We start from the raw sequence: 12,551 nt of genomic DNA on the forward strand, positions 1-12,551 counted from the left end.
CGGCAGCCTAGGGGAGCGCTCAGACCTCGACCACGACCGGCCGGCCCGGCTCGGCCCACGTCGTGCGCCCGGGATCGGGAGCCAGCTCCGGTCGCTCGAGCGCGGCCGGCCGGTCGACGAAGTGCGACCACCCCTCGTAGTGCACGGGTAGCACCGTCCGGGGCTTCAGGGTTCGGCACAGCTCGCGGCCGTCGTCGACCGTCATCGAGTAGCGCAGCGGACCCGTCACGGGGAACCGGACCCCACCCAGGTGCAGCACCGCGGTGCCGACGCGCCTCCGCTCGGCCACCTGGCGCACCCCGCCGTACAGGACGGTGTCCCCGGAGAACCACAGCGACCCGTGCTGCTGGCCCTCCCACGAGAGGTCGAACCCGATGACGGCCCCCGCGACAGGACGGCTGCCGACGGGTCCGTGCCGGCACGGGGTCGCCGTGACGGTCAGCGTGGGACGGTCCGGGTGGGTGAGTGTCGTCGTGGCCCACGGACGCAGGCCCACCGCGGGCGGACCGAGGCGGCGCGCACCCGGCACGGTGGTCAGGATCGTGGGTGCGCCGCCGAGCAGCTGTCGGCCGGCGTCGTCGAGGTTGTCGGCGTGGTGGTCGTGGGTGAGCAGCACCGCGTCGACGTCGCCGACGTCCGCCGCCGCGACGGCCGGGCCGGTGGTCTTCCGGGACGACGTCCCCCAGCCGAACGCGTACGTCCGGCCGGGGGCGTCGAAGGTCGGGTCCGTGAGGATGCGCCAGCCGTCCACCTCCACGAGGGTCGTCGGCCCGCCGACGTGCGTGAACGTCAGGGTGGACACCGTCAGGACGCGGCGGAGCTCTGCGCGGGGGCCCAGGCCGCGTGCGCGAGCGCCCAGTCCAGGGCACGGTCAGCGATCTCCTCCCAGCCCGGACCGGCGACCATGAGGTGCGGTCGACCGTCGTAGGTCTCGTGCTCGGTGACGGTGCCTGCGCCGCGGTAGTGCTTCGCGTTCGACGCCTGCACCGACGGCGGCATGATGTGGTCCTCGGAGCCCGACAGGAACAGCAGCGGCACGCGGTTCGGGTTGCTGAAGTCCACCCAGGCGTCCTGGTGTCCAGGCTGGACGTTCGCGAGCACAGAGTCGATGAGCACGCGGCCCGACGCCGGGATGTGGTACCGGTCGTAGAAGTGCCGCGACTCCTCCTCCGTGTACGTGTTGGTGAACGCGTACGTCCACTCCTCGAACGACAGGCCGACCGCGCGGTGGTGGTTCGCCGGGTTCTTCACCACGGGGAACACCGACTTCAGCTGCGACCACGGGGTGGTCTTGACCCCCTCCACCGGCGCCGAGTTCAGCGCGACGCCCGCGCTGCCGTGCCCACGGTCGAGCATCAGCTGCAGGAACGTCCCGCCTGCGGAGTGGCCCATGAGGATCGGCGGCGTGGGGGTGTCCAGCGCGCTCAGGAACTCGTCGAGGTGGGACGCGATCGCGTCCGTCGTGAGGTCGGCGATCGGCGTCGGGTCGGCCCGCAGAGCCTCGACCTCGACCTCGAACCCGGGGTAGCCCGGCGTGTGGACGGTGTAGCCCTTGGCCTCGTAGTGCGCCTTCCACCCCTCCCACGAGCGGGGCGTGACCCAGAAGCCATGGATGAGCACGATGGTGTCCGGAGTGGTCATGACGTCTCCTCGTCTCGCGGCGGTCGGTCCCGGCCGGCCCGCTCAGCAGCACAGTGGCACCAGGTGCCCGGGGCGCACTGTGCTGGCCGTGCACGGTTCTGGTGCCCCTGTGCAGGACCCGGTTCACCCGGGACTTCCTACCCAGGAACCGCTTCGACGACCGGCGGACGATCACCTCACCACTGGCACTGCCCCGGCCGCATCGTCGCGCGCCGGAGGAAAGGACTCCGATGTCCGCGTTCGCCCACGTCATCGCACCCGGACGCATCGGCGCCCTCGAGCTGGCCAACCGCGTGATCATGCCGCCGATGGGGACCAGCCTCTCCGACGCGGACGGTCACTTCTCCGACCGGCAGGTGGCCTGGTACGCGGAGCGAGCCGGCACCGGTGCGGGCCTGGTGGTCACCGAGCTCACGGCCGTGTCCCGCGACCTCGAGCTCACGGCCGGCCTCGCCCACGCCGACTCGGACGCCGCCATCCCCGCCCTCACGCGGCTCGCCCACGCGGTGCACGCCAAGGGCGGCAAGCTCGGGGTCCAGCTCACGGCCGGCCTGGGCCGCAACAACGCCGCCTACACGCCCGAGCAGCCGCCGGTCTCGGCGTCGGACAACCCGAACTTCTTCGACCCGACGGTGCTGTGCCGCCCGCTGACCACGGACGAGGTCCGCACGCTCGTCGGCCGCTTCGCCGACGCGGCCGTCCGGTGCGCGGCCGCAGGCGTCGACATGGTGGACCTGCACGGTCACACCGGCTACCTGATCGACCAGTTCCTCGGCCCGCAGTGGAACCGTCGCACCGACGTGTACGGCGGCTCGATCAAGAACCGCGCCCGGTTCGCCACCGAGATCATCCAGGCGATCAAGGCCGCGGTGCCGGGTCTGCCGATCAGCTTCCGGCTGTCCGTGAGCAACAAGATGCCCGGCAGCCGTGACCTCGTGGAGGCGCAGCAGATCGCGCGTCTGCTCGAGGGTGCCGGCCTCGACCTGCTCATGGTCGACGACGGCGCCTACGACGCGATGGACTGGGTGTTCCCGCCCTACTACCTGGGCGACGCGTGCATGGTCCCGTCGGCGCAGGCGATGAAGTCCGTCGTCGCCATCCCCGTCATGGCCGTGGGGAACCTGACCCCGGAGAACGCCGAGGCCGTGCTCACCGTCGGCGACGCGGACTTCGTCGGCGTCGGCCGCGGGCTCATCGCCGACCCGGAGTGGGTGGCCAAGCTAGCGGACGGGCGTCGCGACGACATCCGGCCCTGCATCCGCTGCAACCAGCTGTGCATCGGCGCCATCTTCACCGGCGCGACCATCGGCTGCGCGGTCAACCCCACCGCCGGCTACGAGCTGGAGCGCGCCCTCGTCCCCGCGGCCGTGCCCAAGCACGTCGCCGTCGTCGGCGGTGGCCCGGCCGGCCTGGAGGCAGCGCGCGTCGCCGCCCTGCGCGGCCACGCCGTCGATGTCTACGAGAAGTCCGAGCACCTCGGTGGGGTGCTGCTGCCGGCCGCGACCCCGGAGTTCAAGAAGGAGCTGCGGGCCATGATCGGCTGGTGGGGGCGGCAGATCGCCGACCTGCCCGTCACCGTGCACCTGGGCACCGAGATCCTGGCCGACGACACCCGCCTGGCCGGTGCCGACGAGGTCGTGGTCGCCACCGGCGCGGACCCGCTCGTCCTGCCGATCCCGGGCGTCGACGGCGAGAACGTGCTCGAGGTGCTGGACGCGCACCTGCACCGGGACCGCGTGGGCTCCCGCGTCGTCGTGGCCGGCGGAGGGCTGTCGGGCGCCGACCTGGCGCTCGAGCTGGCCGAGGCGGGCCACGAGGTCACCATCGTCGAGAAGGCCGACGCGATCGCGGCGGACCTGCTGTTCATCAACGCGATCAGCCTGCTGCGCAGCCTCACGGACGCGCGCGTGCACGTGCTCACCGGCCACCTCGTCACCGAGATCGACGAGAAGGGCCTGACCGCCGTCGGACCCGACGGCGAGGTGCACGTGGACGCCGACACGGTGGTGACCGCGTTCGGCGTGCGGCCCGCGCACCGGCTGGCCGACGCGCTGGCCGCCACCGGGCTCAGCGTCCACGCGATCGGCGACTGCGTGCTGCCGGCGAAGGTGGGCGAGGCGATCAACGCGGGGTACCTCACCGCCGCGCTGCTCTGACCGTCCCCTCCACCGCCGGGCCGGCGCTCTACGCCGACGGTTCGAACGTGTGCGACCAGAGGGTCGAGCCGTCGGCGTTGGTGTAGGTGTAGGTGATCTTCGGGTCGGTGGAGACGCCGGCGCGCGCCATCTCCGGGAACACCGCTCGGTCGCACGCGGACTGCAACGTCGGGATCATGGCGTCGAACTCGCTGGTGGCGGTGGCGGCGTCCATCTGCTCCGCGTAGACGTACGCGTACTCGACCATGTCGGGGTGCACCCCCGTGATCGTGATGTCGGAGTACATCCCGCCGAACGAGTCCACCAGGGCGGGGAGCTGCGACTGCATGGCGGCGACGTACGCGTCCAGGGCGTCGCTCTGCTCCTGGAGCGCTGCGGCGGCAGGGTCGGCCGTGTCGGTCTCGGCGCTCTCGGCGCTCTCGGCGGCGGCCGCGGGCTCGTCCGACGGTGTCGGCTCGTCGGACGCAGCGGAGCACCCGGTCACCGTCCCCGCGACGAGAAGAACCGCGAACGCAGCTCGGGCGAGGTGCATGGGCAGGATCGTGCGTGTCATTCGTCCCCCTGGGTCGGACCGGTAGTCGTCGCACATCGTTGCCCGCCGCACCTGTGGTCGGAGGAGCTTCGCGGGGTGAACTTGGCGGTGGGCCTCAGCCCAGCTCGTCGCGGCGGCGGCTCAGGTAGGCGGTCTCGGCGGTGTTGCCCGCCAGCGCGATGGCCTGGTCGTACGCCTCGCGCGACCCGGCGGTGCGACCCAGCCGGCGCAGCAGCTCCGCGCGCGTGGCATGGAACGCGTGGTACCCGGCCAGCGCCTGCCCGAGCGGGTCGACGGCCGCCAGCGCCACCTCCGGGCCGTCGAGCTCGGCGACCGCCACCGCACGGTTGAGGGCAACCACCGGGGAGCGGTCGAGCCGGACCAGCTGGTCGTACAGGGCCACCACCTGGGACCAGTCGGTGTCGCGCGCGTCGCGGGCGGAGGTGTGCACCGCGTTGATCGCGGCGAGGATCTGGTACCGGCCCGGAGCCTGCCCGGTGGCCAGGCGCTCGCGGACCAGCCGGTGCCCCTCGGCGATCAGGGCGGGGTCCCACGCCGCGCGGTCCTGCGTGTCGAGGGGGATCAGCTCGCCACTCGTCGACACGCGCGCCGGCCGACGAGCCTCGGTGAGGAGCATCAGCGCCAGCAGCCCGGCCACCTCGCCGTCCTCGGGCAGCAGGGTGCGGACCAGGCGGGCGAGCCGGATCGCCTCGGCGGTCAGGTGCGGGCGGAGCGGGTCGCTGTCCGGACCGGTCGCCAGGTAGCCCTCGTTGAACACGAGGTAGAGGACCGCGAGCACGCCCGAGACGCGCGCGGGGAGGTCCTCCTCCGACGGGACCCGGTAGGGGATGCCGGTGGCCTTGACCTTCGCCTTCGCGCGCGTGATCCGCTGCCCCGTGGCGGACTCCTGCACCAGGAACGCGCGGGCGATCTCCGGCACGGTCAGCCCGCCGACCATGCGCAGGGTGAGCGCCACGCGGGACTCCATCGCGAGCGCCGGGTGGCAGCACGTGAAGATGAGCCGGAGCCGGTCGTCGTCGACGGCGCCCTGCACCGGAGCGTCCCCGTCGCGCAGCATCTGCGCCGCCCTCTGCTTGTCGTCGCGCTTGCTCTCGCGCCGGATCCGGTCGATCGCCTTCCGGTTGGCGGTCGTGGTCAACCAACCGCCCGGGTTCGGCGGCACGCCGTCGGACGGCCACCGCTCGACTGCGACCGCGAACGCCTCGGCAGCCGCGTCCTCCGCGACGTCGAGGTCACCGAAGCGCCTGGTCAGCGAGGCGACCACCCGCGCCCACTCCTCGCGGTGCGCCCGGGCGATCGCCTCCCCGACCGCGGCACGGTTCAGAGGAACGGCCGCACCTCGACCTTCCGGTTGCAGGCGCGCGACCCCTCGGCGGCGAGCTTCAGCGCCACGTCGAGGTCGGGGGCCTCGATGATCCAGAAGCCGGCGACGTGCTCCTTCGTCTCGACGAACGGCCCGTCGGTGACGATCGCCTCGCCCGCACCTCGGTTGTCGATCACGGTGGCGGTGTCGGGCGCCGCGAGGCCGCCGGCGAACACCCAGCTCCCGTCGGCCCGCAGCCCGTCGTTGAACTCGTCGATCGCGGTCATCTCCTCCGGCGTCGCGAAGCCGGACGTCTCGTCGAAGATCACGGACACCAGATACTGCATCTCGGCCATCCCCTGTGCTCGGCGGACCCCCGTCGCGGGCGTCCTCTCATCCCTGCTACGAACGACCTTGCCCCGTTCCGACGCTGCGTGCCGGACTTTCGACGATCCGCCGCAGCTCGGCCCTCAGCTCCGCCGCGAGGGCGTCCGTCTCCGGCACCACGTCGGGGTCGGTGATGACGGTGACGGTGAGCGCTCCCGCGTACGACAGCGCCGCGAACGCGACGCCCACGTTGCCCGCGGTCACCGTGATCGGGACCACGCGCAGGATCGGGGCGCCGGCGAACGCCAGCTCCGCGGAGGGTCCGCGCAGGTTGGTGAGGAACGAGTTGACGAGGTGCTGCCGGTCGATGGCCCACCGGAACAGTCCGACGGCGGCCAGGAGACGGAAGGCAGGGCCGACGAGCGCGGCTGAGGCGCCCCGGGAGCTGGACTTCTGGACCCGGGTGGCGCGGGCGACCTGAGCGATCCGCTCGGGTACCCCTCCCGTGACGGGCACGCGGACGGGCATCACGCCCACCTGGTTGCCCAGGTCGGCGCTGGTGGTCGACGCCCGGGCCGAGACGGGGACCGAGACCACGAGCTCCTCGACGTGCTCGCCGCGGCGGCGCAGGGTGCACGCCATCGCTCCGGTCAGCGCCACCAGCAGCACGTCGTTGACGGTGGCGCCGTGGCGGCGACCGGCCGCGCGCACCGGGTCCAGGTCCACCTCGACCGTGGCCACCTGCCGCCGCGGACCCGTCGGAGCGTTCAGCGAGCACCGGGCGGCCTTCTGGCCACCGCCGCGGCCGAGCTCGACACGGCCGTGGCGCAGCTGCGCCAGGGCGGACGCAGCCCCCCGCAGCAGGCGGACCCGTTCCTTGGCGGCGTCGACGACGAGGTCGCGCGCGCGGGGCGAGGGGACGGGATCCCGCGGCATGCCGAGCGGCTCCGCCTGCCCGTCGACCAGGTGCGCGAGCACGGCGAGGCCACCGATGCCGTCGGCGAGCACGTGGTGCAGCACCACCACCAGCGCGACCCGCCCGTCGCTCAGCCCGCTGACCACCACCGCGCGCCACAGCGGCCGGGAGCGCGGCAGCGGTCGGGTGACGGCGCCGACGGCGACCTGGAGCATCGCGGCGTCGTCGCCCGCGCCCGGACAACGCACCCGGGACACGTGCGCCGCGAGCTCGAAGGCGGGATCGTCCACCCAGTACGGCCGCCCCAGCCCCCACGGCGGTGTCACCAGCCGCTGCCCCAGACGCGGGATGGCCCCGATCCGCTCGGCGAGGGCGGCCTCGACGTGTTCCGGACCCGTGCCGGTCGCCCCGGCGAGCACCAGCACGGCGCCGACGTTCATCGGCACCGGGCCCACGTCCGTGGCCAGCTCGACGAGGTCGCCAGGACCGATCCGCTCGACCGTGCGCGGGCGGGCCCTCACCGCAGGGTGATCGTGTGGAGAGGCGCGCCGGGCAGCTGCGCCTCGTGCGTCGCCGCGAAGCCGAGCGTGATGGAGCTGCCGTCGGTCCAGGCGTAGGTGAACGCGATCTCGGTGCCCCAGCCGCCGGACTGAGTCCCCATCCCGTACGTCGCTACCACGCTGTCCGCGGTGTCCGACCAGGTCAGGCCGGCCGGCAGCTCACCCGGGTACGCACTGAAGCTGGTGCTGGACACGGGGAGGCCCAGCGCGGTCTCGTCGTTGAAGAGCACGACCGACACGACGGTCCCGTCGCTGTCGAGGACCAGCTGGAATCCCTCGGCGTTCGCGTTGACGTCGACGCTGGTGTCCGGCGCTCCCAGGTCGGCTGCGTAGCGCGCGAGACGGGGGTCGTCCCACACGTTGCTGCCGAGCGCCCACTGCCAGATCTCCCCGACGGGTTCCGGAGTCGGCTGCGGCTCCGGGATCGGGTCCGTGGTCTCGTGCCGCGGCTGGTACGACTCCGTCGGCGTCGACGTCGACTCCGTAGGCTGGCTCGTGGGGTCCGCGGCGCACGACCCGAGGAGGGGTGCGCAGCCGAGCGCGAAGATCGCGAGGAGTGCGGATGCCCGTCGCACCGGGGCGCGGGACAGGAACGGTGTCGTCGTCATGAGATTCCCCCGAACAGCTCGCCACGTGAGCTCTCAGCTCGACACTCGTCCTGGCCGTGCCGGGAATCCAGGGTCCAACGTCCCCAACCTCGGCGGCCTCACCGGTACTCGACGACGACCTTGAACGGGTGCGGCGCGTCGAGCGGGGCGGGCCTGCGCTCGTCGACCGAGAAGCACACGGAGTACAGGGCGTAGAAGTCCTCGTCGGGCGCGTCGTCGGCCTCGAACGTGAGCTCGAGCAGGACGTCGCACGCCTGCTGCTGCGCCGCGCCCGCGACATCGATGCCGCTGAGCGTCCACGTCCCCTCGCCGCGCAGCAGGGTCGTGAGCAGCCGCACGGCGCGCGCCACGACCGCGTCGATCGAGCCGAGCACGAGGTTCGCGACCTGCAGGGCGGCCTCATCGGGGCCGGTGGCCGTGCCGCGGACCAGCACCTCGACGTCGTCGGGCAGCAGGGCCAGCCAGTCGTCAGTCACGGCGCCGTCGGCCTCCACGGCACGCCTGAGCTGGGCACTCTCGATCATCACGGGGTCCTCAGGTCGACGTCGGCGACACCCTACCCAGGGGTCGGCGTGTGCTCGTCGCCGAGCCGCGCCCGCCGCACCCCCGTGGCGAGCGACAGGGTCGCGACGACGAGCAGGGTCGCCCCGGCCACGACGAGGGCCGTGCCATAGCCGGCTGCGTCGCCGAGCAGGCCGCCCAGCGGCGCCGCGACGACGATCACCGCGCGGTTGGCGGACCGCCGCGTGGCGTTGGTCCGACCCTGCAACCGGTCGGGTGTCGCGGTCTGCCAGTAGGCCATCTCGTTGGCGTTCTCGGCACCCATGCACAGCCCGAGCAGGAGCTGTCCGAACGCGAAGAGGGCCCACGCGCCGCCGCCCGGTACCAGCAGCGCCGCCGCCGCCATCAGCCCCCACGCCATCCCCGTGCCGAGCCAGGCGACGATGACGACGTGCCCCGTGCCCCACCGGTCACCGAGCCGCACCGCGACGGAGGCCCCCGCGAGCGCCCCGACGCCGGCCGCGGCCAGCGCCAGGCCGAGCGTCGCGGGGCTGAGGTGCAGCGTCCGCAGGGCGAAGGGCGTCATCACGGCACCCGCCACGGCCGAGCACGCGAACCACGCGTGCGTGGAGAGCGCCAGTGGCCGCAGCGTCGCGTGCCGGTAGATCCACCGGACGCCCTCGCGGATCTCGGGGCCGATGTCCCGTACCCGGCGCCGGGACTCGCCTCGAGGCTCGTCCACCTTCACGGTGATCAGGAGGACGGCCGAGACGAGGTAGCTCACGGCGTCGACGAGCACCGCGAGGGGTGCTCCCAGCAGCTGCACCAGACCGCCCGCGACCGCGGGTCCGCTCGCCTGCGCCACCGCGTCGGACTGGTCCAGCCGGGCGTGCGCCGGCCCGAGCAGCCGCGTCGGGACGAGCCGGGGGACGAACGACTGGAACGCCGCGTCGCCCACCACCGTGCACAGACCGAAGACCGCCATCACCCCCGCCAGCCAGCCGACGGTCAGTGACCCCGTGGCGGACAGGACGGGGATGGCCGAGAGCGCGACCGCGCTGAGCAGGTCCGTCGCGACGAGCACGGGTCGGCGGCGGACCCGGTCGACGAGCACCCCGGCGAGCAGCCCGAACAGCAGGTACGGCACCCACCGCGCGGCGTTGACCAGCCCGACGTCCACGGCGTCGCCGGTGAGCACGTCGACCACCAGCACCTGGATCGCCAGGACGGTGATGTAGCTCCCGAACGCGGACGCCGTCGAGGCCGTCCACAGGCGGGCGAAGCCGCGCGACTCGCGCAGGGTCGCCGGTGAGGTCACCGGTGCTTTCTACCGCACCCGCGTCGGTCCGCTGACTGTCAGGCCTCGGAGGCGCCGAATCCCGTGGTCCGGATCAGCCGGGCGGGGACGCCGGCGACGATCGCGTCGGCCGGCACGGCCTTGGTCACCACCGCGCCGGCCCCGACGATCGCGCCGTCGCCGATCGTCACGCCCGGCACGATCGTCACTCCCGCACCCAGCCAGACCTTGCGGCCGATGACCACGGGCGCGGGGAGCATGTCCGCTCGTCGTGCGGGGTCCGTCGCGTGGTTGAGGGTGACGACGGTGCTCCCGTGCCCGATGAGCGTGCCGTCACCGATGGTGATGCCGCCGGCGTCCTGGAACGTGCAGCCCATGTTGATGAAGACGTCCCTGCCGAGCGTGAGGTTCTTGCCGAACTCGCAGAAGAACGGCGGGAAGAGGGTGACCGACTCGTCCACGGGACGACCCGTCAGCCGCGCGAGCAGGGCGCGCACCTCTTCAGGCGTGCGGTAGCCGGTGTTCAGCTCCGCGAGCACCTGCAGCGCGTCCTGGCCGGTCCGGTGCAGGAACGCGTGCTGCGCCGAGCCACCCTCGATGACCGCCCCGCGGCGCACGTGATCGCGGAAGCCCTCCAGGTCGACGTCAGTCATCGCGGGACCGACGGCAGGTCGGCCGCCCAGGAGGCCAACAGGCGCAGGCGCTCGGCCGACGGTGAGCCCGGTTCGGCTGTGTAGACGAGAAGCACCTGCCCCGGCTCGGCGGTGATGGCGAGCTCCTCATAGGCGAGGGTGAGGTCGCCGACCACCGGGTGGTGGAACCGCTTGGTCCCGGCGCCGTGGGTGCGCACGTCGTGGGTGCCCCAGAGCCGGCGGAACGTCTCGCTCTGCGTCGACAGCTCGCCGACGAGGTCCTGCAGGCCCTTGTCGTGCGGGTCCCGTCCGGCCTCGGCGCGCATGATCGCGACGCACATCTCCGCGAACAGGTCCCAGTCCGGGTAGAAGTCGCGCGCCGCGGGGTCGAGGAACTGGAACCGGGCGAGGTTCGGCGTGCGGCCGCCGTCGCCGATGACGGGGGAGTAGAACGCGCGGCCGAGCGCGTTGGTGGCCAGCAGGTCCTGGCGCTGGTCACGCACGAACGCCACACCGTCGGTGATCGCGGACAGTGCCCACTGCAGGCTCGGCCGGGGTGTCGACGACCGGGTCGTGCGCCGGCGTGGCCGTCCCGACGAGGGGATGCCGTCGGCGGCCCGCGCCAGGTCGAACAGGTGCGCGCGCTCGGTGTCGTCGAGCTGGAGCGCCCGCGCGACGGAGTCGAGAACCGACGCCGACGCCCCGCCGATCGCCCCGCGCTCGAGCTTGGCGTAGTACTCGACGCTCACCCCGGCCAGGATCGCGACCTCGCTGCGCCGCAGGCCGGGCACGCGGCGGTTGGTGCCGCCAAGGACGCCCGCCGCCTCGGGGGTCACCTTCGCCCGTCGCGACATGAGGAACTCGCGCACGTCCGCTCGGTTGTCCATGCTCCCGACGGTAGGCCGCGCGGCACCGACGAGGGAGTCCGTGCGGAGAGGTGCACTGCGGGTACACCCCTCAGCAGGGACTCCCCACCTCGCGCCGCGTCCGGTTGCCTGGTGGGCACACCCCCAGAGAGAGGCACCACCACCATGCGCGCAGTCGTCATGTACGCCCCGGGCGACGTCCGGGTCGACGAGACCGAGCGGCCGACGATCGTCGAGCCGACCGACGCCATCCTCAAGCTCGCAGCCACCTGCATCTGCGGGTCCGACCTGTGGCCGTACCGCGGCACGGACGCCGTCGACCACCAGCCGATGGGCCACGAGTACGTGGGCGTCGTCGAGGAGATCGGCTCAGCGGTCCAGAACGTGCAGGTCGGCGACTTCGTCGTCGGGTCGTTCTTCGCCTCCGACAACACGTGCGACATCTGCCTGGCGGGCTACCAGACCCACTGCGTGCACCGTCAGCCCGGCGCGCTCCCCGGCGCGCAGGCGGAGTACGCCCGCATCCCGCTGGCCGACGGCACCCTCGTCGCCACGCCCGGAACCCCCGACCCCGACCTGATCCCGTCGCTGCTGGCCGCCTCCGACGTCCTCGGCACCGGCTGGTTCGCCGCCGTCGCCGCCGAGGTCGGGCCGGGCAAGACCGTCGCGGTCGTCGGTGACGGCGCCGTGGGCCTGCTCGGCGTGCTCGCCGCCAAGCAGCTCGGCGCCGACCGGATCATCGCCATGTCCCGGCACGCGGACCGGCAGGCCCTTGCCCGCGAGCTCGGTGCCACCGACATCGTCGAGGAGCGCGGCGACGCCGGTGTCGCACGGATCAAGGAGCTGACCGGCGGCCTCGGCGCGCACTCCACCATCGAGGCCGTCGGCACCCAGGAGTCGATGATGCAGGCCATCCGCGCCACCCGCGCCGGCGGGCACGTCGGCTACGTCGGCGTCTCCCACAACGTGGCGCTGCCCGGCCAGGAGCTCTTCTTCTCGGGCGTCCACCTGCACGGCGGGCCCGCGCCGGTGCGCCGCTTCCTGCCCGAGCTCATCAAGCTCATCTGGGACCGGCAGATCGACCCGGGCACGGTCTTCGACCTCACGCTGCCGATCGAGCAGGCCGCCGAGGGCTACCGGGCGATGGACGAGCGCCGCGCCACCAAGGTGCTGCTCACGTTCTGACCGAGG

At 73.1% G+C, this 12,551-nt stretch carries 13 protein-coding genes; 2 read left to right on the plus strand and 11 right to left on the minus strand.

From position 1 onward, the window contains the following. Nucleotides 1-19: 19 nt before the first annotated feature. Together HP550_RS19530 and HP550_RS19535 are read right to left on the minus strand one after the other, a co-directional pair. Entirely contained in the window at nucleotides 20-802 is a 783-nt protein-coding gene (locus HP550_RS19530; protein WP_175349316.1) for an MBL fold metallo-hydrolase, read from the minus strand. Between the two features lie 2 nt (nucleotides 803-804). After that, on the minus strand, nucleotides 805-1,641 hold the full coding sequence (locus HP550_RS19535) for an alpha/beta hydrolase (RefSeq protein WP_175349317.1): 837 nt from the start codon (nucleotides 1,639-1,641) through the stop codon (nucleotides 805-807). A gap of 230 nt (nucleotides 1,642-1,871) precedes the next feature. Here HP550_RS19535 and HP550_RS19540 point away from each other — a divergent pair, with 230 nt between their 5' ends. Beyond that, nucleotides 1,872-3,797 (plus strand): oxidoreductase, encoded by a 1,926-nt coding sequence (locus HP550_RS19540; RefSeq protein WP_175349318.1) that lies wholly within the window; start codon nucleotides 1,872-1,874, stop codon nucleotides 3,795-3,797. A gap of 28 nt (nucleotides 3,798-3,825) precedes the next feature. Here the strand turns inward: HP550_RS19540 and HP550_RS19545 are convergent, their stop codons facing one another. From HP550_RS19545 to HP550_RS19585, 9 genes are all read right to left on the minus strand, one after another. Then, nucleotides 3,826-4,329 carry a hypothetical protein gene (locus tag HP550_RS19545; RefSeq protein WP_175349319.1) on the minus strand — a complete coding sequence of 168 codons (504 nt, stop codon included), beginning with the start codon at nucleotides 4,327-4,329 and terminating at the stop codon, nucleotides 3,826-3,828. 115 nt (nucleotides 4,330-4,444) lie between these two features. Further along, nucleotides 4,445-5,614 (minus strand): RNA polymerase sigma factor, encoded by a 1,170-nt coding sequence (locus tag HP550_RS19550; protein WP_343048282.1) that lies wholly within the window; start codon nucleotides 5,612-5,614, stop codon nucleotides 4,445-4,447. Between the two features lie 56 nt (nucleotides 5,615-5,670). Then, nucleotides 5,671-6,000 (minus strand): YciI family protein, encoded by a 330-nt coding sequence (locus tag HP550_RS19555; protein ID WP_175349493.1) that lies wholly within the window; start codon nucleotides 5,998-6,000, stop codon nucleotides 5,671-5,673. A gap of 55 nt (nucleotides 6,001-6,055) precedes the next feature. After that, on the minus strand, nucleotides 6,056-7,417 hold the full coding sequence (locus HP550_RS19560; protein ID WP_210768273.1) for a wax ester/triacylglycerol synthase domain-containing protein: 1,362 nt from the start codon (nucleotides 7,415-7,417) through the stop codon (nucleotides 6,056-6,058). Then, nucleotides 7,414-8,064, minus strand: coding sequence for a hypothetical protein (locus tag HP550_RS19565; protein ID WP_175349320.1), 651 nt, complete (start codon nucleotides 8,062-8,064; stop codon nucleotides 7,414-7,416). The genes HP550_RS19560 and HP550_RS19565 overlap by 4 nt, the downstream gene beginning before the upstream one ends. Nucleotides 8,065-8,162: 98 nt before the next feature. After that, on the minus strand, nucleotides 8,163-8,588 hold the full coding sequence (locus tag HP550_RS19570) for a hypothetical protein (RefSeq protein ID WP_175349321.1): 426 nt from the start codon (nucleotides 8,586-8,588) through the stop codon (nucleotides 8,163-8,165). A 32-nt stretch (nucleotides 8,589-8,620) separates the two neighbouring features. Continuing rightward, a complete protein-coding gene (locus HP550_RS19575) occupies nucleotides 8,621-9,883 on the minus strand; it encodes an MFS transporter (protein ID WP_175349322.1) in 1,263 nt (420 codons plus the stop codon). A 38-nt stretch (nucleotides 9,884-9,921) separates the two neighbouring features. Further along, complete coding sequence (locus HP550_RS19580; RefSeq protein WP_175349323.1) at nucleotides 9,922-10,515, minus strand: sugar O-acetyltransferase; 594 nt, start codon at nucleotides 10,513-10,515, stop codon at nucleotides 9,922-9,924. Continuing rightward, a complete protein-coding gene (locus HP550_RS19585; RefSeq protein WP_175349324.1) occupies nucleotides 10,512-11,381 on the minus strand; it encodes a helix-turn-helix transcriptional regulator in 870 nt (289 codons plus the stop codon). The genes HP550_RS19580 and HP550_RS19585 overlap by 4 nt, the downstream gene beginning before the upstream one ends. A 144-nt stretch (nucleotides 11,382-11,525) precedes the next feature. Here HP550_RS19585 and HP550_RS19590 point away from each other — a divergent pair, with 144 nt between their 5' ends. Further along, on the plus strand, nucleotides 11,526-12,545 hold the full coding sequence (locus tag HP550_RS19590) for a zinc-dependent alcohol dehydrogenase family protein (RefSeq protein ID WP_175349325.1): 1,020 nt from the start codon (nucleotides 11,526-11,528) through the stop codon (nucleotides 12,543-12,545). The last annotated feature ends 6 nt before the right edge of the window (nucleotides 12,546-12,551 follow it).

Origin of the sequence: Cellulomonas humilata (assembly GCF_013359775.1) — a bacterium.
GTDB lineage: Bacteria > Actinomycetota > Actinomycetes > Actinomycetales > Cellulomonadaceae > Cellulomonas > Cellulomonas humilata.